The 20484-nt window shown below is 68.8% G+C and carries 27 protein-coding genes; 5 read left to right on the top strand and 22 right to left on the bottom strand.

Annotated features, from left to right (window positions below):
* Positions 1-154 precede the first annotated feature (154 nt).
* Positions 155-559, top strand: coding sequence for a GNAT family N-acetyltransferase (locus tag IE98_RS0121140; RefSeq protein WP_030271158.1), 405 nt, complete (start codon positions 155-157; stop codon positions 557-559).
* A gap of 217 nt (positions 560-776) precedes the next feature.
* On the opposite strand, the gene IE98_RS42800 is transcribed toward IE98_RS0121140, so the two are convergent.
* Positions 777-1304: a hypothetical protein gene (locus IE98_RS42800; RefSeq protein ID WP_043174726.1), complete on the bottom strand. Its 528-nt coding sequence runs from the start codon at positions 1302-1304 to the stop codon at positions 777-779.
* A gap of 168 nt (positions 1305-1472) precedes the next feature.
* Between IE98_RS42800 and IE98_RS0121150 the strand changes: the two genes are divergently transcribed.
* Entirely contained in the window at positions 1473-1730 is a 258-nt protein-coding gene (locus IE98_RS0121150; RefSeq protein WP_078661181.1) for a GntR family transcriptional regulator, read from the top strand.
* Positions 1731-1802: 72 nt separating this feature from the next.
* Here IE98_RS0121150 and IE98_RS0121155 read toward each other — a convergent pair whose 3' ends face one another.
* From IE98_RS0121155 to IE98_RS48135, 4 genes are all read right to left on the bottom strand, one after another.
* On the bottom strand, positions 1803-2678 hold the full coding sequence (locus IE98_RS0121155; protein ID WP_030271162.1) for a JmjC domain-containing protein: 876 nt from the start codon (positions 2676-2678) through the stop codon (positions 1803-1805).
* A 13-nt stretch (positions 2679-2691) separates the two neighbouring features.
* The gene (locus tag IE98_RS0121160) at positions 2692-3174 is read right to left on the bottom strand and encodes a hypothetical protein (protein ID WP_052390763.1); all 483 of its coding nucleotides are present in this window, start codon (positions 3172-3174) and stop codon (positions 2692-2694) included.
* 89 nt (positions 3175-3263) lie between these two features.
* Positions 3264-3506 (bottom strand): DUF397 domain-containing protein, encoded by a 243-nt coding sequence (locus IE98_RS0121165; RefSeq protein WP_030271166.1) that lies wholly within the window; start codon positions 3504-3506, stop codon positions 3264-3266.
* Positions 3507-3625: 119 nt separating this feature from the next.
* Positions 3626-4453 (bottom strand): ATP-binding protein, encoded by an 828-nt coding sequence (locus tag IE98_RS48135; RefSeq protein WP_106976651.1) that lies wholly within the window; start codon positions 4451-4453, stop codon positions 3626-3628.
* 52 nt (positions 4454-4505) lie between these two features.
* Here IE98_RS48135 and IE98_RS42810 point away from each other — a divergent pair, with 52 nt between their 5' ends.
* Entirely contained in the window at positions 4506-5768 is a 1263-nt protein-coding gene (locus IE98_RS42810) for a helix-turn-helix domain-containing protein (RefSeq protein WP_030271170.1), read from the top strand.
* Positions 5765-6298 carry an acetyltransferase gene (locus IE98_RS0121180; RefSeq protein ID WP_030271172.1) on the top strand — a complete coding sequence of 178 codons (534 nt, stop codon included), beginning with the start codon at positions 5765-5767 and terminating at the stop codon, positions 6296-6298. The genes IE98_RS42810 and IE98_RS0121180 overlap by 4 nt, the downstream gene beginning before the upstream one ends.
* 71 nt (positions 6299-6369) lie before the next feature.
* Here the strand turns inward: IE98_RS0121180 and IE98_RS0121185 are convergent, their stop codons facing one another.
* The 12 genes from IE98_RS0121185 to IE98_RS0121245 all read right to left on the bottom strand — a co-directional run bounded on the left by IE98_RS0121185 (position 6370) and on the right by IE98_RS0121245 (position 16249).
* Complete coding sequence (locus IE98_RS0121185; RefSeq protein ID WP_030271174.1) at positions 6370-6687, bottom strand: hypothetical protein; 318 nt, start codon at positions 6685-6687, stop codon at positions 6370-6372.
* Complete coding sequence (locus IE98_RS0121190) at positions 6684-6917, bottom strand: hypothetical protein (RefSeq protein ID WP_030271176.1); 234 nt, start codon at positions 6915-6917, stop codon at positions 6684-6686. Before IE98_RS0121190 ends, IE98_RS0121185 begins: the two co-directional genes overlap by 4 nt.
* Positions 6918-6943: 26 nt before the next feature.
* The gene (locus tag IE98_RS44845; RefSeq protein WP_052390765.1) at positions 6944-7705 is read right to left on the bottom strand and encodes an N-acetylmuramoyl-L-alanine amidase; all 762 of its coding nucleotides are present in this window, start codon (positions 7703-7705) and stop codon (positions 6944-6946) included.
* Positions 7706-7794: 89 nt separating this feature from the next.
* Positions 7795-8520, bottom strand: a complete 726-nt coding sequence (locus tag IE98_RS0121200; RefSeq protein ID WP_052390766.1) for a hypothetical protein — start codon at positions 8518-8520, stop codon at positions 7795-7797.
* Positions 8520-9617 (bottom strand): hypothetical protein, encoded by a 1098-nt coding sequence (locus IE98_RS0121205; protein WP_030271182.1) that lies wholly within the window; start codon positions 9615-9617, stop codon positions 8520-8522. Before IE98_RS0121205 ends, IE98_RS0121200 begins: the two co-directional genes overlap by 1 nt.
* A gap of 9 nt (positions 9618-9626) precedes the next feature.
* Entirely contained in the window at positions 9627-10763 is a 1137-nt protein-coding gene (locus tag IE98_RS0121210) for a hypothetical protein (RefSeq protein ID WP_052390767.1), read from the bottom strand.
* Between the two features lie 13 nt (positions 10764-10776).
* Positions 10777-12111: a phage tail family protein gene (locus IE98_RS44850; protein WP_052390768.1), complete on the bottom strand. Its 1335-nt coding sequence runs from the start codon at positions 12109-12111 to the stop codon at positions 10777-10779.
* 3 nt (positions 12112-12114) lie between these two features.
* Entirely contained in the window at positions 12115-14556 is a 2442-nt protein-coding gene (locus IE98_RS0121225) for a phage tail tape measure protein (protein ID WP_030271185.1), read from the bottom strand.
* Positions 14557-14645: 89 nt separating this feature from the next.
* Entirely contained in the window at positions 14646-14768 is a 123-nt protein-coding gene (locus IE98_RS52000; protein WP_267882357.1) for a hypothetical protein, read from the bottom strand.
* Positions 14769-14854: 86 nt separating this feature from the next.
* Entirely contained in the window at positions 14855-15343 is a 489-nt protein-coding gene (locus IE98_RS0121235; RefSeq protein ID WP_106976652.1) for a hypothetical protein, read from the bottom strand.
* Positions 15340-15816 carry a phage tail tube protein gene (locus IE98_RS0121240; RefSeq protein ID WP_030271189.1) on the bottom strand — a complete coding sequence of 159 codons (477 nt, stop codon included), beginning with the start codon at positions 15814-15816 and terminating at the stop codon, positions 15340-15342. The genes IE98_RS0121235 and IE98_RS0121240 overlap by 4 nt, the downstream gene beginning before the upstream one ends.
* 10 nt (positions 15817-15826) lie before the next feature.
* Complete coding sequence (locus IE98_RS0121245) at positions 15827-16249, bottom strand: minor capsid protein (protein WP_030271191.1); 423 nt, start codon at positions 16247-16249, stop codon at positions 15827-15829.
* A 271-nt stretch (positions 16250-16520) separates the two neighbouring features.
* Here IE98_RS0121245 and IE98_RS0121250 point away from each other — a divergent pair, with 271 nt between their 5' ends.
* On the top strand, positions 16521-17459 hold the full coding sequence (locus tag IE98_RS0121250; RefSeq protein ID WP_052390769.1) for a GNAT family N-acetyltransferase: 939 nt from the start codon (positions 16521-16523) through the stop codon (positions 17457-17459).
* A gap of 692 nt (positions 17460-18151) precedes the next feature.
* Here the strand turns inward: IE98_RS0121250 and IE98_RS0121255 are convergent.
* The 5 genes from IE98_RS0121255 to IE98_RS0121275 are packed head-to-tail and all read right to left on the bottom strand — an operon-like array spanning position 18152 to position 20484.
* Positions 18152-18505, bottom strand: a complete 354-nt coding sequence (locus tag IE98_RS0121255) for a hypothetical protein (protein WP_030271193.1) — start codon at positions 18503-18505, stop codon at positions 18152-18154.
* Positions 18502-18825 carry a hypothetical protein gene (locus IE98_RS0121260; RefSeq protein ID WP_324605791.1) on the bottom strand — a complete coding sequence of 108 codons (324 nt, stop codon included), beginning with the start codon at positions 18823-18825 and terminating at the stop codon, positions 18502-18504. Before IE98_RS0121260 ends, IE98_RS0121255 begins: the two co-directional genes overlap by 4 nt.
* Positions 18819-19211 carry a hypothetical protein gene (locus IE98_RS0121265; RefSeq protein WP_030271196.1) on the bottom strand — a complete coding sequence of 131 codons (393 nt, stop codon included), beginning with the start codon at positions 19209-19211 and terminating at the stop codon, positions 18819-18821. Before IE98_RS0121265 ends, IE98_RS0121260 begins: the two co-directional genes overlap by 7 nt.
* Positions 19212-19222: 11 nt before the next feature.
* Positions 19223-19474 (bottom strand): hypothetical protein, encoded by a 252-nt coding sequence (locus IE98_RS0121270; protein ID WP_030271198.1) that lies wholly within the window; start codon positions 19472-19474, stop codon positions 19223-19225.
* On the bottom strand, positions 19474-20484 hold the full coding sequence (locus tag IE98_RS0121275; protein ID WP_030271200.1) for a major capsid protein: 1011 nt from the start codon (positions 20482-20484) through the stop codon (positions 19474-19476). The genes IE98_RS0121270 and IE98_RS0121275 overlap by 1 nt, the downstream gene beginning before the upstream one ends.

Consider the following 20484-nt stretch of genomic DNA (forward strand, 5'->3'; position numbering starts at 1 on the left):
AACAACGGTTCCCGCCTGCCCTTGTTGGCCGACGTGCCGTTCTGCCTGGTCAGACCGGCTGCGGCGAATCTTTGCGATGAGCTGACCAGGTAGGTTCGGCCGCATCCAAGGCGGCCGAAGCGTCGTCGAGGCTCCGAAGGAAGGGTGGTAGCTCATGTGGAAGTGCGAGGTTGTCGTCGGGGCTGAGCTCGACGTCGCGGAGGTGGCCGAGCTCTACCGCGCCTCGACCCTTGCCGAGCGCCGGCCGGTCGAGGACGTCGAGCGTTTCGCGGCCATGGTCAGGCAAGCGAACCTGATCGTCACGGCCCGCCACGAGGGCCGCCTCATCGGTATCGCCCGATCGCTGACCGATGGCGTCTACGCGACGTACCTGTCTGATCTTGCGGTCGACCGGGCGTATCAGCGCCAGGGCGTAGGCCGAGCCCTGATCGAAGCCACGCGCGAGGCCGCGCCACTGGCGAGCGTTGTTCTTCTTGCCGCGCCGGCCGCCGTCAACTACTACCCGCGGGTTGGCTTCAAGCAGCACACCTCGGCGTGGGTACTCGACCGTCCGGAGTGACCCAGCAACGCGAAGCGCCGTCCGCTTCGGCCGAAGGGGTGGCCGAAGCGGGCGGCGCTGTGCTGGTGGGGCCGGGTGCTGGGGCGTTAGTGGCTCTGGGAGCCTGCGCACGGCCGGCAGAGCCATCGAACGAACGGCGGGCCGCTCTGGCGTTCGACGCACCCGGTGGGGACGGGGTCGGACGTCTCAGCGCCGCAGCGGGCGCAGTGCACGGTCATCACGCCACCGCCCCGACGAGGCGGTGCGCACCGGGGTAGCTGTACCCGGGATCGGGCAGCCCCTCGGCGATCGCCCACAGGGCGGCGAGGCGGGCGGCCTGCCGTTGTGCCTCGGCGTCTGCTTCCCATCGGCGGACCCACAGCGGGACTACCCGGACGGTGGCGGGTCGGGGCAGCACTGCAGGGTCGAGCTTCGGTGCCCGGTGTGCGCGCTGTTCGCGCTCGATGGCATCCGCGGTGACTTCCTGCAGGGTGGGGCTGACGGGCGGAGTCCGTTCCGGCTCGGGCAGGCGTGCGGGCGCCGGGACCGGTCCGGGGGTGGCGACCGGGAACGGCACTCGCTCGCGGCGGCTGTAGGAGGGCGCGCGGAGGCCGTCCAGCTCGACCCGGATGGGGCGGGGGGCGCCTGCACGGTGACGTCCGGTGGGGGCATCCGTCCCGCTGCTGAGGAACAGAGCCACAGCGAATGCGAGGACCAGGCTGCCGGCGCATGTGTAGAACCAGGCCCAGAATGTAAGGTCAGACATAGTTGGCAGCTCCCTAAAGCTGTCGACTGCGACCCCCGGGGCCGGCCCTAATCGGCTTCCGGGGGCTTTTTTGTTGGCGAGTTCGACCGTAGTCGCCACTTGTCTAAGTTGTCTACACGTCTACTCGTCTAAGTGGATGCGCGGAAGCGCGCTCCGTAGGCTGCTGCCATGTCTGAGACCTCCGGTGATCGTCCGCGGCGCGTACCGCCGTATATGGAGGCGGCCCGAGAGCTGGCCGACGAGATTCGTGCGGGGCGCTACGACGACGGCACGTCGTTTCCGTCCGAGACGCAGTTGACTGCCCGATTCGGCATGGCCCGAATGACCGTTCGCCGAGCCTTGGGCGTGCTGCAAGAGGCCGGGCTGATCACCACTCGATGGGGCAAGGGGTCTGCGGTCGTCCCGCCGGACCAGCGGCCGAACTGAGATACCGCGGCCCCGCCCGGCCGGATCAACAGCGGGACGGGGCCGAAGCGCGGGGGTGGTCATGGTCGAGGACTAGGCCAGCAGTGCAGCACGCACCGTCTCTGCGGTCTCGCCAAGATCCACGCGGCCCAGGTGCGACACCAGCGCCGTCCGAACCTCGTCGAGGGTGGTCGGCAACGCGCCGCCGGCCAGCCTGCTCGGAGCCACTCCGACGCGGAACTCTCGCTGTGCCAGGGCGGTATGGACCAGCTCTCGCGCGAGGTCGAGCACTGTCCGTTCCCGCAGCGCGAACGTGAGGTGCAGGCTCGTGTCATCACCGACGCAGTAGGGGCTGTGCACCCAGCCCCGCGGGAGCACGAGCGTGTCGCCAGGCTCCAACTCATACTCTGCGTAAGGCTCGGTGGTGTCCCACCGGTCTTGCATGTCCTGCGTCCACATGACCGGGGAGTCCAGGAAGTCATCGACGGGCAACTCGACCTCCGGACGCCAGATCGGCCACCGCTTACGGCCGTGCATCTGCGTGACCACGGCTGTGAACTGGTCCCAGTGGTGCCGAAGCCCCTGCCTGCCTGCGGGGGTGACGATAGCCGAGACATACAGCGAGTACCCGGTCTCGTCCTGAATCGCGCGGCACAACTCGGCGAGGTACGGCACGCTGCGTTGCAGCTCCCGCAGGTTGACCGTGTGCCCGTCGTTGAACAGCTCACGGAGCCGTCCGGGCTTCATCTGTCCGTCCTTCGAGAACCGCCCCGGGTGGACGGCCCGGCCGTCCTTGACCGCGGCGGTTGCGGCCGGGTTCAGCAGGCCGTGATCAATGTGACTGTCCATGAGTCGGAGCGTGATCCGCTCGTCCAGCTCGGACCCGATACGGCGGTAGAGCTGCGGCTCGGTGGGGCAGCCGCGGAGTAGAGACTCTGCGGCGGAGCCCATCAGTGCCGAGAGGGACATGAGGCTGTCTCCTTCATCCGAGCGGGCATGGAATCTCTGGGTGGAGAGGAAGGTTCGGGCACGAGATCACGGCGTAGCTGATCAGCCGGTCGCCGGTGATGTAGTAGCACCACACCGAGTCCGTGCCGTGAGCGATAGCCGTCCGGGCATGGTGGGTCTTGGCGTCGAGCCCGCAGTCGACGGCGCCACCGTCGAAGCGCGGTGCGGGGAGGTACCGCCGGTAGATGCCGGCGAGCCATTCCACCGCCGAGTCCGGGTCCTTCCACGTCCTGTCGGCGAGATCTGCGGGGCGCCGCAGCAGGTAGTGACCGGTGAACATGGGCGGGATGGTGCGCTGCTCGAACGGTTTGTAGTGCTCTGCATCGAACGCCTGCCCCTTGGGGCTCTTGAGGGTGGCGGGGTCGATTGGCTGCGGACGGCGAAGGTACTCGGTGTGATACAGCGCGCTGGTGCCGATCCAGGGGCCGTACCCGTGCCAGTGGCCGGAGAAGTCCACGGGTTATCCTCCAGGAAGCGGACGCGCCTGCTCCAACTACACCTTGGAGCAAGCGCGTCCGTGTTTCAGGGGTGGGTCAGCCTAGGTCGTCAGACCGTCAGTCCCCGGGACCTGACCCAGTTGACGGCGAAGGCGTCGAGCTCGGCGCCCTCGTACCGCACCTCTCGGCCGGCTCCCTCCGTCTTGCTGTCGCGCAGGACGAAGCCCTCCTCCGCGCCGGGGATGGCGGCGAGGTCGACGCACGACTCGTTCTCGCTGCCGAGGTTGCCGCCGCACTGCAGCTCGAAGACCGCACCGTCGAGCGGCAGCTCGTACAGGTTCTGCTTGGACACGTTCCCTCCATCAGGGTTGGTAGTGCCGTCCGGCCGGTTGGTCAGACGGATGGAGCAGGTTGGTACCAAGCCGCGTCCCGGGAGGCGCGCGCAGTACCGGGACCGCCCGGCCGGTGTGCCTAGGGGCTGGCATCGGGCGGAGTCTCAGAGGTGGCGCGGCTCTTTGCCGGCCGTATCCGCAGGTCGGCGTGAACGGTCTTGCCGAGAGCCTCGGGTGTCACTCCCCAGTGACCTTGGGTGAGGCGGTGCACTAGGCCCATGCCGCGCCCAGAGGTGTCGGTCGGGCCCGCGGTGACCATGACCGGCAGCGAGCGTGAGCCGTCGCGAACCATGATGCGAACGGTGTCGTCAGTGATGCGGCGCACGGCAACACCCATACGGCGCTGACAGCCGGTCTTGGCGGCGTTTGTCGCGAGCTCGGACACGATCAGCTCGGCCGCGTCGACCAACTCGGCCAAGCCCCACTCATCAAGCTTGTTCCGAACTAAGTGCCGTGCCGCACGGACGGATTCGGGTCTGTAGGGGAGAAAGGCCGTGGCGGGTGCCGGCGCGGCCGGTCGCACAGTCTCAGGCCCCGGCTCAGGCTCCCGGCACTGCGAGATTGCCGTCTTCGCAGTGGGCCGGGGGCGCCGTTGGTGAACCCTCTCCGAGGTAGAACCGCATACCGTCGTCGCACTGGCCACCGCGGCATTGCCGAGCGGCGGCTCGATGCCGCTTGTGACGCGAGCGACAACCATGCAGTCCTCCAGATCGACGGCCCTGCGATGCCGCCCCGACGGGGGCGCAGGGCGGACATCGCTTCCAGTGCGCCGCCCGGTGGCTCCCGACAGCACCGGTTCCACGGCCCTTTCGTCCGGGCGGCTCGACAAGTGAACGACCGTCAGCGGCTCGTGCGTCAGGAAAATGTCGTTGCTGCGTGCTTGCTCGCCACCGGAAAACTTGACCATCTCATTACGTAGCCCCCTGCACGGCAGGTGATCGCGACGCTACGGTCGGCTCATGGGTGACAACGCTGCACTCCGCCGGCACATGGACGATCTCGGCCTCACGCAGGCAGACTTAGTGCGACTGGTGAACGAAGCGATCCAGGAGCTCACGGGGAAGCCGGGCACGGTATCAGAGCGAACGGTCTACAACTGGCTGTCAGGCAAGACGCGTTGGCCGCCCGCCAAGATCCGCGCCGCACTCCGGGCAGTATTTGGGTGTACAGGTCCAGACCTCGGATTCATCCCGCCGGCCAAGGCCAGCCAGACACCCCCGGAGATGCCTGTGAAGCGTCGCAGCTTCATCACTGCCCTTGGGGGCGCGGCCCTCGCTGCCACGGCGCCCCCTGCAGGCGGGCAGCATCGGATCGGCACTGCGGATATCGAGCGGCTCAATGCCCGATTCGCCGACGTGATCGCTAGCGACCACAGGCATGGCGGACGAGCCAGCATTGAGGCCCAGGCTGCCGCACTCGCCGATGAAGCCTTGGCTCTCCAACGGAGCGGATCGGCGGGGCAGCGGGTCCGCTCGGGCCTCTACGCCTGTGCGGCAGCGTTCATGTCCAGCGCGATGTGGGCGGCCATCGACGGACGTCGCTTCGATGCCGCACTGCAGCACCACCAGAAAGCGGCTGCTCTGGCTGCTATGTCTGGTGACTCCACCATCCAGTTCCGGATCTGGTCCCACGCGGGCAGCCTGTACCGTCACATGGGCCGCCCTTCCGATGCCCTCGCCGCGAACGATGTGGCCAGGGGGCTGCCAATCGGCCGCCGAGACCCGCTGTTTGCCTCCCTGGGGCACGCGAGGCATGCGGCCATTCTCGGACTGACCGGCGACGCCAACGCCGTTCAGCGTCTAATCGGACGTGCCCAAGCCGCCCTGGACCGAGCAGACCCGCAGGCATCACGGCCGGTCTGGATAACCGCTCATTACGATCAGGCCGAGCTGGAATCGCTTGCTCTTGCCGCTCACCTGGCACTAGGCCGGCACGCTGATGCTGAGGCGCACGCCCACCGAAGCCTGGCCCTGCTCCGGCCCCACATGCAGCGCAGCCGCGCCATTACTCGTGCCCGACTCGCTCGCGCCCAGCTTGGCCAAGAGGACGTCGAGCCGGCAGTCGCCACCGCAGTGGATATCCCGGCCAGCCTGGCCCGCCATCCGCGCGTTGCGGGAATGCTCGACCGGTTCGGTACCCAGCTCCATGCCCTTGCCCCGGGAAGTGGTCACACCCGAGTGTGGGACGACTACACCCGCGAGGCCCGGAGGACTACCGCATGACCGGAATCGAGCTGCGCCACTACTACGACTTGGCCCATCCCGCGCGACAGACGCTCATTGACGTGTACTCCGATGTCCGCGCGCCACTTCTCCACCTGCCCAACTACGCGGTCGAGACCTTCGCCGAGCGCGTCGACCGGCACGCAAGCGAGCCAGGTTTCGAGGTCGTATTTGCATACGATCAGGGCCAGCCGGCCGGGTACGCCTACGGCAATACCATCGAAGGTGGCGACCGATGGTGGACTCGCATGGCTAAGCCTCTGCCCGCTGAGATCACCAGTACCCCCACGCTCGCGCTGAAAGAGATCGGCGTCCGTATCCCGTGGCGCGGCACTGGCCTGGCCCGCCGGATTCATGACGAGCTGGTCACTGGGCGGACCGAGAAGCGCGTGACGCTCATGGTCAACCCTGCTGCCGGCGACGGCAAGGTGCTGGCCCTGTACGAGTCGTGGGGGTACGAGGCAATCAACGAGGTACGGCCGTCACCAGATGCGCCGCCGCTGATCGCAATGCTTCGTAGCCTGCCGTAGGGCTGTGACTTGGAGAACGACGAAGGCGCCCCCATACCGGCCGCAGGGCCGGTACGGGGGCGCAGTTGTGTCTACGGGGGGTCGAGGTGGCGGGCGGTGCGCTGGTCGACGCGGTCGACCGCATCACGCAAGCTTCCGCCCGAGTTGGGGTGCAGCTCGTGCTCGACGGTGCCGAGCTTGTGCTCGATCCGGTCGAGCCGGGCCATGACGCCGGGGTGCTCGTCGGTGCCGGCCCAGTCGTCGACGAAGTCCTCGACCTTGCGGGCGAGCCGGTGCGCGCCGCGGGTGGCGCGCCAGAGCAGGCCGGCCGGGCCGGCGATGGCGACGACGGCGCCGCACCACAGCACGAGGGCGTCGAGGTGGTCGACGCCGGTCGTCGCGTCGGTCACTGGTCGGTGTCCTCCTTCGGCGGCGGGGTGCGCAGCCACGCGGGCAGCAGCTGCTCGACGACGGGAAGCGCCATCACGCGAGTGACGGCGCCGGCGACGGTGAGCGCGACGGCGACGCCGGGCAGGGCGTGCGGGACGCCGGCGGTGTCGACGAGCAGAGGGAGGGCGGCGAGCAGACCGAGCAGGGTCTGCAGACCGGTGCGGATGGTGCGCCGGGTGGCGTCGGTCATGGGGAATCGTTTCCTCTCGGTTGGTGTCAGGTGAGGGGCGCGGTCCACGCGGCAGCCCAGGTGGCCGGCCCGAGGATCGAATCCGGGTCGAGCCCCTTCTCGGCCTGGAAGGCGTGGGCTACGCCGGCGGACTGCGGGCCGAACACGCCGTCGACGTCGATGCGCCACCCGCGGTCGCGCATGCGCTGCTGCCACTGACGGACGTCGTCGCCGCGCATGAACGGGGAGCGCAGGGAGATGTACCGGCCGGGCCACGACGGGTAGCTCGACGCCGGCGGGCTCGGCTGCGCGGGGGTGGGCTTGCCGAGCAGCTCGGCGGCGCGGGCGATGATCGCGCCGCGCTGCGCCTTGCGGATCTCGCCCGGGCAGTCCGGGTGTCCGCCCCACGCTGCACCGCCGGCCCCGTGGAAGGTGAGGCCGCGGCCGGTGGTGGAGTCGATGACCTGCAGGGGCCAGCCCCACAGGCGGGCGCCCCAGGCGTAGATCTGCGCGACGCCCTCGATCTGCGCGTCGGTGAGCGGCTCGTCGGGGTAGCCCTCGGTCTCGACCGAGGCGTACGCGCGGTTGCCGGCGCCCTGCGCCCATGCGCGGTCGGACCCGGTGTCGACGTACTGCTCGATGCGGCCGGAGGTGCTCACCCAGAAGTCGGACGAAGCCTCCGAGTCCTCGTCGTTGAACCAGCCATACGGGCTGTTGCGGCCGTCCTGCACGTGCAGGACGAGGCCGCGCTGCTCCGTGCGGCCGGAAGGGGTTCGGTTGATCACGGGGCGCCAGGCGGCGCCGGGCATACGTGCCACGGTGGTTGTCTCCAGACATGCGAAAGCCCCCGAGCCGGGGGGCTCGGGGGCTGTGGTGGTTGGGGGTTGGTGGCGGCCGGCTAGGACTGCTGGCCGATTGCGGCGTCGGGGCAGACCCGGACGCGGCCGGTGCCGGACACGCGCCATGCGCGGATCGAGATGTCGACGTACTGCATGTAGTTGCCGGGGCACGGCTTTGCCCCGTCGCTCCAGTAGTCCCACCCGCCGTTGGTCTGGTGGACGTCGCCCCACGGGTCGTCGTTGATGTAGACCTGGCAGGCCCCGACGGTGCCGGCGTCAGCCTGCAGGTAGCCGGATACGAAGAGTTTCGGGTGGTGCCGGACGTGGGAGCCGGCCCAGAGCTCGTAGGGGGTGCTGGAGTCGGTCCAGCCGTACTGGTCGAGGTTGTTGGTCGGGTAGAGCGGGGTGGAGAGGTAGGGGCGGGCGAGCCCGCCGGCGACCCGGTCCTCGGAGAAGATGACCTTCCCTCGTGAGTCCCAGATGTCGATGCCCTGCGGCTCGGGCCCGCCGGTCCACATGGACAGGGCGAGGGTGCCGTCTTCGCGGCGCACGAGCATCCCGTACTGCGGGGTGCCGTCGGTGTGGTTGGGCTGCACACCTCCGATGTGCAGAACCTTGGTGCCGTCCCCGTCCTGCACGGTTAGGGTGCCGCCCTCGGCGATGACGACCTGCCCGTGCTGGATCTGGTCGAGCGCGGGCCGGGTCTGACCACGGCCGGCGAGCTCGCGCACGGTCCGTTCGAGGGTGCGGATTCGGTCGAGCAGATCCTGCGGGATCGCAGCCACTAGGCAGCCTCCAATAGCAATTTGGCCGACTCTGGCCGGCCTCGTTGGGGTGGGGTGACGGACCAGCCGACGATCCGGTAGCGGCCGGTCATGCCCTCGGGCCACCACAGGTCGGTGATCCGGACTCGGATGGTCGCGCCGAGTAGGGCGGGAGTGATCTGTCCGTCCAGGCGCACGGTGATCTCGGGGACGCTGGCCGGGCGTAGCCGCGCGGCGGCGTCGGCCCGGGCGTGCGCGTCGAGGGTTTCCTGCACCTCGACCGTGGTGTAGTCCGAGCTGCCGTCGAGCCGGGGCCAACCGGCCGCGACGTCGTCGGGGTAGTCGAGCAGCTGCGACATGAGCGGCGTCGAGGCGACGGTCTGATTCCGGTTGGTCGACGAGCCGCGGCTCTGCCAGGCGTTCGCCTGCCCGGTCGCGTCGGTGGGCCAGGCGTAGGACAGGATCGGGCCCGGGTGAGTCATCACGATGTCCCGGGCGCCGGCCCGGATCACCGGTGATCCGAACTGCAGCAGTTTGATCCTGCGGCCGGTCGCCGGGTCACGATTCGAGGTGATCCGCCACTCGAAACCGTTCTCGACCTTGGCGAGTTGGTCGATCAGATCGCGGATGATCGGCAGGTCGAACCGCGAGTAGCTGCGGTCGCGGGTGACGCCGGACAGGGCGGTGTCGTACTCGATGCCGATGTCTCCGCCGGGCTGCGCCGCGGCGTAGTCGATCAGGTCCCGGACGATGTCGAACTGATCGATCCCGGTGGCGATTTGGGAGTCGTACAGCATCCGGCGGGCGAGGTAGCTGTCCCAGGTGGCAGCCTGCAGCTGCAGCGCCGAGTACCCGCGGGCGTCGCTGCTCCGGTGGGTGGTCCACAGGATGCCGCCCCACCACAGGTCGGCGCCGCGCTCGACCCACAGCGCGGTGCGCCCCGGGATCAGGCTTTCGCGGGCGCGGGCGGCGAGCTGCCGATCGGTGAGCCGCACTGCGGCCGACAGGGTCCCGGTCTTCCCGAGGAACTCGTCGAAGGAGACATCCCACAGCGGTAGGACGTCGAGCAGCTGATCGGACCGCAGGTCGCAGATCAGTACGCGGTACGGGGTGCGCAAGCGGCCCCCTCACACGCTCTCGTACGTGATGGCCCAGCTCAGGCCGATGACGGACGACGTCGCGACGGGAACCGTGTTGCTGACGTTGTCGTACTGAGCGGCGTTGGTCGCGGTCTTGACCGTGAATCCGACGGCCGTTGCGCCGGGGGCGATGGCGGCGTTTCCGATGTAGTTGTTGCTGCCGAACGCCACGTACGAGCAGGGTCCTTGGACGGTGATGCCGTTGTTGGCGGCCTGCACGGGCAGGGTCATGTTCCAGACGCCGTTGCCGCCGTTGGTGGTGGTGCCGGCCCGCAGCGTGCCCACGTAGGTGATCGTTTTGCCGACGCGGGAGTACCGGGTGACGAGCGTGCCGTTTCCGAGGATCGGGTTCGTGGTGGTGGCGGTCCACGTCGGGGTGTAGGCGGTCCACGCCCCGAAGGGCTGCCAGGCCGAGCCGTTCCACCGTTCGGGGCCGTTCGCGCCGTCTCGCCACTGGCCGATGTAGGAGCCAGCGGCGAGGGTGCTCGGTGCGATCCCGCCGAGCGCGGCCGGGTAGGGCACCCACGCGGTACCGGACCAGCGTTCGATCCGGGCTCCGGTGTCGCGAAGCTGCCCGACGTAGGCGCCCGGGGTCGTGCTGGCGTCCGGGCGGATGCCGCCGGCCGCCACCGTGTAGGCCCGTAGGTCGGTGAGCGCCGAGGCCCAGGTGATCGCGGACGCGCCGACCGGTACGCGGACCTGCCAGAGGGGGAGCGAGCAGGCCGGTGTCGCCGGCGGCTGCGGGGCCGCGGCCGGCAGGCCGGGCACGATCTCGACCACGGCCAGGCTCTTGCCGGTCGAGTCGAACAGGGTGTCGTACACGCGGAGCACGACCAGGTCGAGCCGGTCGTACTGCGCGTGTCCGGGGGTGAAGGTGAGCACCTCGGGCACGGTCACAACGACGGAGTAGGCGCCCTGCGCGGTGGTGCCCTGCACGATGGCGCGGCCGACGTCGAGCTGCGCCTGCAGGCCGGCGGTGCCGGTGAGGGCGAGGGGGTTGCCGCCGGGGATGATGCCGGGGGCGGTGGTGAGGGGGCCGGCGGGGGTCATGGTGCCGGTGGGGGCGGCGCGGGTGTCGGCCCGGGTCTGGCCGGCCGGTGGCAGCCAGGCGGCGCGCACGGTCAAGGCGGGTGCCTCCTTACCAGTAGGCGTGCCTCCAGCGCAGGACGGCGCGGGCGGCGGGATCGGTCGGGGTGTCGGGCGCGGCACGAAACGCGAACTCGCGGACTCCGGGCGGGATGACGAGCAGTTGTTCGGGCGCGCTGGTGCTGGTGGCGGTGTAGAGCCGGGAGGCGCCGCCGAGCGTGACCGTGCCGGCCGCGGAGTCGACGAGCAGCTCGTCGCCGGCGGCGAGCTCGATGTCGTACGACCAGGTGCGGCCGGTGGTCATGTCGGTGAGCGTCGGACCGGAGATCGGCCCGCGGATGGCGAGCTGCGCGGGGGCGTCTGCGTTGCCGGCGTTGTACGCGGTGAGGGTGCCGGTCGAGCCGGCCGTGCCCAGGTCGAGCGAAAGCAGGCTCTCGCTGTAGGGGCTCGGGACGGTGAGCGTCGAGGCGCCGATCGGCACGGTTGCCGGCGTCGGGATCGCGTCCCATTCCATGATCGGCCGCACGTAGGCGGCGTTCGCCGGAGCGGCGCCGGACACCTGATCCGCGCTCTGCCCGTACGTCGTCGAGAGGTAGTCACCGGCGGCGCTCGACCACTCGATGTTGACCTCGGCGCCGGCCGGCAGCTGCAGCGCCCGGAACGTGACGCTGTCGCCCGGCCGGACCGGGAACGCACTCGTGCCGCCGGCCGGCCCGACCCACGCCACCTGTGCCGGCAGGTTGGACGTTGCGGCGGTGACGGTGACCGTTGCGGCGCCGGCGGTGCTGCCCAGGGTGAGCCCCTGCAGCGCCCACCACGCGGTGAGCGGCGTCTGCCCTGCGGCCTGCAGGGCGGGCAGGACCTGCACCGGGCCGGACGGGGAGACGTGCCAGTCGAGGCCGGCCTCGTCCCGCGGCAGGCCGGTCTCGGCGCTCTGCTCGGCGAGCGAGTACCGGCGCGGGTCGCTCGCCTCCCACTGCAGCGCCGCGCCCGTGATGGTGCCCACCCGGTAGCCCTTGCCGACCGGGATCGCGCGGCGCAGGCACCGGGCGAACACCATCAACGGGCCGCGCTCGTCGAGCTGGACGACGAGCGGCTGCTCGTCGGTGCTCAGCGCGGTGCCGGCGGCGAGCTGCCGAACGGTGGCGCCGATCTGGTCCGCGGGCGAGCGGATCGTGATCCCGTCGAGCGTGATCGTCCGCGGCTGCGCCCACAGCTCACCGGGGTAAGCGCCGTGCGCGGCCGGGCGGTTGATCGTGCCGGAGTCGAGCCCGGGTGTGTCTTCCCATCCGGCGATCGTGCGCCACCGGTACGGGGTGCCCGGGCCGAGCAGCAGGTCGCCGAACTGGACGTGACCGGGGGCGGTGACCTTGTCGCCGGCAGGCACTGATCACCACCCCCGTCCCTTCATCTGCCACGCGAGCGCGGCGGCGGTCTGATCGGCTGACTGGTCCGCCGCGGCGTGCCAGTTGTCGATGTGCACGAGAGGCCCGCCGGCCGCACCGAACGGCGCTGCGCCTGCAACGGCAAGCGCAGGCCGGGGAGTTGGCACCGGGCGGGCGACCGCGGACAGCGCGGGAGTGTCGGGGACGTCGACCAGGTCGCGCATGGTGCGGGCGAGCGCGCCCTGCCCGCCCTCGATCCCCGAGATGATGCCGGCGGGAATCCAGCGGCCGATGTCGCGCGCCATGACCCGCGACGGCGAGTGGATGCCGAGAGCCTTCGCGATCGGCCCCGGAATCAGGTTCTTGGCCCAGCCCATCAGGGTGTTTCGCAGCCAAGAGCCCATGGACTGAATTCCCTCCCACAGGCCGCGCACGACGTCGCGGCCCTTGTCGAGCAGGAGAGAGCTCAGGTTTCCGATTCCGTCCGCGATCCGGCCTGGCAGCCCGCGTACATAGTCGATCAGGCCCGTTGCTTTATCAACCACGCCGGATTTGATCGAGTCCCAATGCTTGATGATCAGGCCGACCAAAGTCCAGTTTAGAAAGAAGTTGATGAGCTGCTGCGGGATCGCCTTTACGAAATCGATTACGGCATTCCATGCGGTCACGGCTCCCGACTTGATGGAATCCCAGTGCTTGATCAGGAGTCCGGGGAGTGTGAAATTCATGAAGATGTCGACGAGGAATCCGGCGACAGCCTTGATCTTGGACCAGATCCAATCCCAGGCTGCGGCCGTCGCGTTGCGGATCGTGTCCCAGTTGGCCACCACGAGCGCGACTAGGGCGACCACCGCGGCGATGATCCAGCCGACCGGGCCCATGGCAAGCACCCACGCAGCAGCCATGCGGGCGGCCTGCAACAGGCTCTGTGTGCCCATGAGCACCCAGGAGGCGACGACCCGCACCGCGGCGGCGCCGGCCGCGACACCCTGCGCCACCCACCCGGCGACCATCTCGGCGTTGGTGACGAGGTAGGTCGCTGCCGTGCGGACGGCTGCGGCTGACTGGGTAGCCCACCCGACAACCGCGGTAGCCGCGGTGGTCGTGCCCTGCACGGCAAGCGCGATCAGGGTCGGCAGCAGAACGGCCGTGATCACGCCGGCCACGATCGAGAACGCGAGCCCGTGCTCGCGCACGAACGCGGCAGCCGTGCCGAACTTGCCGGCCAGCGTGCCGACCCAGTTCGCGGCTACGAGCAGCGCGGGCACGACCTTGGAGCCGAGCACCTCGACGAGCCCCTGCTGTAGCCCGCGCGTGAACTCGGTGAGCTTGGTCGAGGCGTTGTCGCGCATCGTGTCGCCGGCCTTGGCGGCGGCGCCGTCGACGGCGCCCAGGCCGGCGACCGCGGCTGAGGGGTCCATGGAAAAAAGGGCTTGCGACAGGTCTTCGGCCTGAGTTCCTAGCATCTGGAACGACAGCTTCGATCGCTCGGTCGGGTCCTTGACCTGCCGTAGCCGGTCCATGATCTGATCAAGCGCAGCATTCGCGGCCGGCCCGCCCTTGTTGAAAGCCGTGGCCATCTGGTCGGCGTTCAACCCAAGAGCTTTGAGCCCGTCCGCCGCGCTGCCGTCCTTAACTCGGATGTTGAGTTCTTTGAATGCATCGGCGACGATATCGGCGTCGCGTGCGCCGGCCTGCAATCCCTGTTGGATTAGGCCCATGGCTTGCTTGCCGTCGATGCCGAGATCCCGAAACTGCACGGGGTATTCGTTGAATGTGTCGAGCAGATCCTCGGCTTTATTGGCGCCGATCTGAGTGCCGCGCACGAGAATGTCGAATGCCTCGTCGGCGTTCTTCGCCATTCCCGTTTTGAGCATCTGCCCGACCGCGTTCGCGGTCGGGCCGACGTCCTCGCCCATGATGTCGGCGACCTGCTGCAGTCGTCCGCCCACCTTGGTCAGCTGCTCGGACGTTGCGTCGGCCGGTACGAGCCCCTGCTGCCACAGAGCTTTGAGTGACTCGTTCGCGGCCTCGACAGAGTCGGTGTAGCCCTTGGAGTACAGGGCGCCTGCCGCCTTGCCAAGCTCGGCGGCCTGCTGCGGGGAGGCGCCCACCTTGGCGGCGAGTAGGTCGGACTGCTTGTCCTGGTCGATCGCCTCGTGCAGGCCGGCCATGACCGCGGCGCCGATCGCGCCGCCGATGATCAGCCCCTTGACCTTGCCGAGCGCGTCGGCGATGCCGGCGCCGGCCTTGTCGGCGCCGTGCTCGGACTCGTCGGCGATGCCCTCGCCGAGCTCGCGCCCGGCCTGCCGGCCGCCGCGGCGCGCCTCGTCCTCGACGACCCCGGCTGTTCGGCGGATGCCGGCCTCGACCCGGTGCAGGCCCTGCTCGGCGCCGGAGTCGTCGACGTCGATCACGGCGAGCAGCTCGCCCACGGTCAGAGCCACGGCTGCTCACCCCCTTGCCGAGCGCAACCTGCGCCGGATGACTCGAACCAGCGAAGCCGTGGTATTCGACCTGATGCAGCCGGTGATGCCTAGCCGTTGGGTGACAGCCCGGTGATCGCTGCGATGTCCGCGGGGTCGTCGACGAGTCGGGGCGTGCGGGCCCACAGCTCCCGAAAGCGGCTTTGCTCGTCGAGTCCGCCGAGCAGCACCACGAACCGACGCTCGGTCAATCCGGCGATCTGCTCGGCGGTCAGGTGGTAGGTGCGGGCGAGATCCGACTCGACCGCGGCCCAGTGCGTCAGGACCGCCGACCAGAGCCCGCCCGACCCTTGCTCTTCCCGCGCCGCGCTGCCCGGTTCGGGGCCGGCGCAGGGGCTTTTCCCGCGGCCTTGGTCGCGGACTGCTCGTCGTGCAGCTCGGCCGCGCGCTCCATGGTGAGGCTGCCGGGCCGGCGGACGTTGGCCGCGGTCCAGATCAGCACGATGCCGAGCTGCCGGTCGGTCATGCCGTGCTCGGCCCAGAAGTCGAGGGCATCCTCGCCAACCAGGGTGCGCAGCATGGTGCGGACGTCGTCGGGGTTCTCCGAGTGCTGGAGCCGCTCCATCTGCAGCGCGAACATGATCGGCAGCGAGTCGGGCAGGTGGTACTCGCGCCCGTACAGGCGCAGGACGGCGCCGGCCTGCCGGGTCTGTTCGGCAAAGAACGCGTCGAAGTCCGCGACGTCCGGCGCGGCGCCGTCGACCTGGTCGTGCTCGTCGAGGTCGAGCAGCTCGTCGGGGTGGGTCACGAGCCACCCCCGCTCACGGCCGCCGTGGTGGGCTTGCCGCACCGGGTGATGGTCGCCGACCAACTCGTCTTCTCGTTGACGCCGCCTCCCTGCTCGCCGGGGGTCACGGTGGCGTCCCACACGACCCATGTCGTCTGTGTCCGGTGGCGCCAGCGCACGGGGTTGTGCGAGTCGACGCCGAGCCGGTTCGCCCACACGGCGTCGATGTAGTGCTGTCCCGGGTCCTGTACGCCGGTCTTGTCCGCGGCGTAACGAGATTCGAGCTCGATCGTCGCGCCGCGCTGCATGACGTCCTGGTTGTAGTAGCCCTCATCGTCGAACGAGGTCGTCTCTTCGGTCTCCTCGTTCTCACCAGGGTTGTGCGTGAAGCTGGTGAGCATGCCGATTCGCAGCCACGTCTCGGTGGCGGCTGTGATGTCCTGCGCCTCGAAGATCCAGCCTCGTGCGTCGATGGGGCGGGCAGTGGTGGCCACAAGTCACCTCCTAGGTAGGTCGGTTGGGTCCCTCGATGTCGAGGCGGTAGTTCGTGGTGTGCTCGTGCCGGCCGGTGGCGTCGACGCCGAGCGGGTAGGGGGTCTGCTGCGCGATGCACAGCACGAGCCATGCCCCGCCCGGGAGTTCGATGCCGGCGAGTCCGTGCAGCGCTGCGTAGATCGCTTCGGCGCGGGTCCGGGAGATGCGGGGGTCAGCGGTGCCGCGCACGCGGACCTGCAGCGACCGCTCGTCCCAGGGGTTCGCGGCGTCGGGTTCGCCGGCGCCGTAGAGGGAGAGCTGCACTGCTCGGTCGGGTGACTGCGGCAGTGTCTCGATGAACGTGTCGCCGCGGGTGCCGGTGGGGTCGTAGGTGAGCAGGCCGGCAGCCTGCAGGTAACGGGCGAGCCCGTCGAGCAGGTCGGGCAAGTGCATCGCCTCCGGACGATTCGTCGGGAGCCGCTCGGTCGAGGTAGCGCCGAAACACGGGTTCGAACGAAGGGAAATCGACGCCGGTCCGGGGCGGCCTAGTGCCGTGACGGCGCATATTCATCGGATTGGCGCGAGGGTGTTGCCACCGCCGCCCTCTAAGGGCGCTTTGCTGCAGCATTGATCGACTTGCACAAGGACTGCTGGTTGGGCAGGTTGAAAGTGGTTGCACCTGACGAATGTGGCATCCAAGCCTCCCGTCTCGGAGGACTCCCACATGGATGACAAAGCCCCACTGGTGACGCTCCGCTCTGACATGCTCGACCGGGCAGCTGTCGCTGCAGCTGCAGCGGAAACACATGCCGGTGTCGAGATACGAGAAGTCGCCGACGTTCCCACCCTCAAGATGATGGCCAAGCTGTTTTCTGATATATGGAAAACCGGACCTGCCGAGCCGGTTAATTCCGCCATTCTGCGCGCGCTGGCTCATGAGGGGAACTACATCGTAGGGGCATTCAGGGGTGGCGAGTTGCTCGGGGCCTGTGCTGCCTTCCTTGGTTGGCGCGATGAGCTCTCCCTGCACTGTCACATCACGGGTGTTCGCCCTGGGGTGCGAAGCCAGGGAATCGGCTTCGCCTTGAAGCTGAACCTGCGGGTGTGGGCTATGCGCCGCGATATCAACACAGTGACCTGGACCTTTGACCCATTAGTGCGCCGAAATGCGCACTTCAACCTTGTGAAGCTTGGCGCCAGAGCCGCTGAGTATCTGGTCGACTTTTACGGTTCCCTCGATGACGGGATCAACTCCCTGGATGACGGGATCAACGCTGATCAAGCCAGTGATCGACTATTCGTCATCTGGCCACTGTTTGCCCCCGACGTCATCGAACTTCTCGACTGTATGCCATACAGAAAGGCTCCAGAGCCGATCGTAAGGCCCGGTGCGTGGCGCCGACTGGACAAAGGGATGGATGGCGAGCCGGAGCTGCTCGTCGCTCATTTCAGAACGCAGCAGTTGTGTGCCATCCCTCCGGACATCGAGACCATGCGCCGCGAGGACCCCGCACGTGCCGGACGCTGGCGACATGCGCTGCGCACAGCGCTCATTGACGCTCAGGCGCAGGGTTTCTGCATTCAGACACTCACCAGCTCCTGTGACTACCTCCTCATTAGGCATCTCTCGCGGGAAGCCGGCAACTGGGAGGAAGAATTGTAATCGACGGTAGATTCACAGTTTATGTCGTTGATATGGAGTTGCGCAATGCAGCCAGCCATTGCCACGTTAATTGCTGCCGGGTTCGGCCTTGTCGGTCTACTTGCGGGGCGGCTTTCGGATGCGAGGCGAGAGTCGGAGCGGTGGCAGAGGGACCGGCGAGTTCAGGCGTGCCAGGAGCTCGGGAAAGAATTCTATAAGATCCTCGATCTGATTCGTGAAATGGGCTGCACAGCTTCGAACTCAAAGGAGCGATGCGATGCGATTGAAAGCATCTATAGAGCTGGCATCGCGTGGAATGGCGCGCTGACCTCCGTATGGCTTTATACTCCCGAGCCTGTCGCGTTAAAGGCTAGAGAGTTGGACGATAGGATCCACGAGCTATTCGTCCATGTGCGCGATTCTGAAACATTTACCGTTGAGAGATTTCGGGAGGAGTGGCGTCCGGCTTACCAGGCCCTTGACGACTTCATTAACGCCGTGCGAAAGGAGCTTTCTTTCGGGTCTCATTCAGTCCCTCACCATTGGTCCGGCTACTCTGATCATCAATCAGTGCTTACGGGTCAGAATGAATTACATAGCACACTGACCTGACGGGTGGGCCGCTCGACTGGTTAGACGGTGTGAGACGTCCAGCTCAGAAGGGCGCGATGGCGGTGGAGCTGGTCAGGGGCCGCAGGCGCAGGATCACAGCACTAGTGGAGGGCCTGCCGTACTGCTGCAGCGATGATCTGCTTGACCGTCCCGGCCTCTTCGGCGAGCGGGCGTTCGAGGTACTTCGCGCTCCGGCCGGCGTCGTGCCGGGCGTTCATGTCCTCGTGCACCCGGACGGCGTACTGGGTGTCGTAGGACACGGCGGCGGTCAGCTGCTGCTCGTTGATGGACGCGACCCCGGAGCGTTCGAGGGTGCCCTCTTCGATCGGCACGCGCTCGCGGGACCGCTGTAGCACGTGCTCGGCGGCGGCGAACAGGCCGAGGGCAGCGCCGGCGCGCTCGGCCTGCAGGACGGCGTCACCGGTCCACGTAATCCGGGCGCGGCTTGGGCTCATTCGCAGCTCACCTCCAGGTGGGCGGGCACGGGCAGGCCCGGGGCGTCGACCGTGGCGACGGTGATTGGGGTCGTGATCCGGCCGGATGGGAGCGTGATCCGAGAGCCGGGCGGCACGACAGCGTCGAGGCCGAGCAAGACCTGCGCCGAGCTGACGACCTGCCGGCCGTCCGGGGCCCTGACGAGTCGGACCGTGTCGGAGACGAGCGCGGGCACGTCGGCCACCGGCGGGCCGTAGACGGGTCCATACGCCGAATCCCCGAGGTAGGGCTCGACGGTGATCCGGTGGCGCAGCAGCCACCCCGGTACGCGGCTCACCATGGGTGCACCCCGTGTCCGGTCAGTCCGGCTCGCTGCAGGGCGCGGCGTGCCCGCGGTGCCAGGTCGACGGCGCCGCCGGCCGGGCCGGGGCTGCTCGCCGACAAGCTGATCGAGCCGGCGCTCACGCTCGACCAGCGGGCCGACGCGCCGGTGCCGTCCTCTCCCGCGGCGAGCTGATACTCGACCTGCGCACAGACCGAGTCGGCGAGGGCAGCCACGTGCACGGGGTCGGTGGGAACGCCGGCCGGGTCGACCGGGTAGCGGGCGGTGAGCAGTCCGGCGTCGATGTCATCGGACGCACGGGCGAGCAGCCGCTCGGCGTCCGACGGCGCCGGCTGGCCGAGCCACGCGGCGAGCTGCTCCGGGGTGGCATAGGCGCGTGCCACGGTCACCCCCTCTACTTGGCGCGGGCGGTGCGCCCCTTGGATGTGGAAGGGGCCGGCGAGCTGTCGCCCGCCGGCCACATGCCGGTGTCCTCGGTGCCAGCGTCGCCGGGGTCGTCGTCGAGCTGCTCGACCTCGTAGCCGTGGCGACGGAAGTACAGCAGCGCCCCCTCGTCGGGGTCGGTGGCGGTGGCGCAGCCGGCGGCGAAGTGGACGCCGGCGATCGTCTCGTCGTCCGTGGTCGGCGCGGTGATCGAGTACCGCATCACTGCACCTTGATGTTCCGCAGAACCGCCGCGGCCTTGGTCGCCTTGAGCGCGACCGCCACCGGACCGAGCTCGACCTCACCAGTCTTGACCGCGCCACTCGTTGAGAAATCCGGCAGCCACTGCCGCACGATCGCGTTGCCGGTCGTGCTCACGCCGTGGAAACCGTCGAGGCCCAGGCGGACCGCGTACAGGTCGGTAAGGCCCATGATCGCGGTACCGGGGCCGGCGCCGTCGACGTCCCGGCTCTCGATCGGGATCACGGGGTTGGAGCTGCCCGCGACCGCACCCAGGTCGACGAACGGGACGCCGTTGTAGCTCTCGATCGTCTGGCCGAACGCGTTCTCGGTGCGGCTGTAGTAGCCGGCCCGCCGCGCCAGGCTGCGCACCCGGGCAATGGTCTTCTTGTTGCCGAGCAGGCCCGACGGGGTGCCGTCGAGTAGCCCGAGGAACTCGTCGAGGACGTCGAGCGCGGCGTGAATCTTGCCCGGATCGGTGCCGAGCGTGGCGCCGGTCCAGTCGAGGGAGGCGCCGGCGCCCATCTCGGTGGAGCTTCCGGCGAGCGCGCGGTCGAGGCCGTCGAAACCGGCCTCAGCGCCCGGGGTTGCGATCCGCTTGCCGTTGATCACCTGGTCGGAGAAGAACGCGTTCGCGCTCTTGATCGTCTGGTCCATCTGGAACGCGACTTCCGCCGTGGCGGCGGGGCCCAGGTTCGCGAGCGTGCGGTCGATCTCGAAGCTACCGCCGAGCGGCGACAGGTCGACCGTGTACCGCTGCCGCTTGGCCTGCTGCTTGGGGTACTCCGTGCCGATCGGGCGGAACTGCGCGCCGCGCTCCGCCACGAGCCGGGTGTATCCGTAGGTGAGGGTCGCGCCGCCACCGGCGGGGTTCACGACGTTGTCGAAGGTGAGGTTGTCGAGCAGCCAACTCGACTTCCGGAACTCGTCGATCACCTGCATGTCGACGTCGTCCTGCGCGTTGAGCCGCGCGTCGGCCAGGGTGATAGCCAT

Origin of the sequence: Streptomyces sp. NRRL B-24484 (assembly GCF_000717715.1) — a bacterium.
Classification (GTDB): domain Bacteria; phylum Actinomycetota; class Actinomycetes; order Streptomycetales; family Streptomycetaceae; genus Kitasatospora.

Coding starts and splice junctions, on each gene's coding strand:
- IE98_RS0121140 (WP_030271158.1), top strand. CDS start 155: ATGTGGAAGTGCGAGGTTGTCGTCGGGGCTGAGCTCGACGTCGCGGAG.
- IE98_RS42800 (WP_043174726.1), bottom strand. CDS start 1,304: ATGTCTGACCTTACATTCTGGGCCTGGTTCTACACATGCGCCGGCAGC.
- IE98_RS0121150 (WP_078661181.1), top strand. CDS start 1,473: ATGTCTGAGACCTCCGGTGATCGTCCGCGGCGCGTACCGCCGTATATG.
- IE98_RS0121155 (WP_030271162.1), bottom strand. CDS start 2,678: ATGTCCCTCTCGGCACTGATGGGCTCCGCCGCAGAGTCTCTACTCCGC.
- IE98_RS48135 (WP_106976651.1), bottom strand. CDS start 4,453: ATGGTCAAGTTTTCCGGTGGCGAGCAAGCACGCAGCAACGACATTTTC.
- IE98_RS42810 (WP_030271170.1), top strand. CDS start 4,506: ATGGGTGACAACGCTGCACTCCGCCGGCACATGGACGATCTCGGCCTC.
- IE98_RS0121180 (WP_030271172.1), top strand. CDS start 5,765: ATGACCGGAATCGAGCTGCGCCACTACTACGACTTGGCCCATCCCGCG.
- IE98_RS0121190 (WP_030271176.1), bottom strand. CDS start 6,917: ATGACCGACGCCACCCGGCGCACCATCCGCACCGGTCTGCAGACCCTG.
- IE98_RS44845 (WP_052390765.1), bottom strand. CDS start 7,705: ATGCCCGGCGCCGCCTGGCGCCCCGTGATCAACCGAACCCCTTCCGGC.
- IE98_RS0121245 (WP_030271191.1), bottom strand. CDS start 16,249: ATGCACTTGCCCGACCTGCTCGACGGGCTCGCCCGTTACCTGCAGGCT.
- IE98_RS0121250 (WP_052390769.1), top strand. CDS start 16,521: ATGGATGACAAAGCCCCACTGGTGACGCTCCGCTCTGACATGCTCGAC.
- IE98_RS0121255 (WP_030271193.1), bottom strand. CDS start 18,505: ATGAGCCCAAGCCGCGCCCGGATTACGTGGACCGGTGACGCCGTCCTG.
- IE98_RS0121260 (WP_324605791.1), bottom strand. CDS start 18,825: ATGGTGAGCCGCGTACCGGGGTGGCTGCTGCGCCACCGGATCACCGTC.
- IE98_RS0121270 (WP_030271198.1), bottom strand. CDS start 19,474: ATGCGGTACTCGATCACCGCGCCGACCACGGACGACGAGACGATCGCC.
- IE98_RS0121275 (WP_030271200.1), bottom strand. CDS start 20,484: ATGGCTATCACCCTGGCCGACGCGCGGCTCAACGCGCAGGACGACGTC.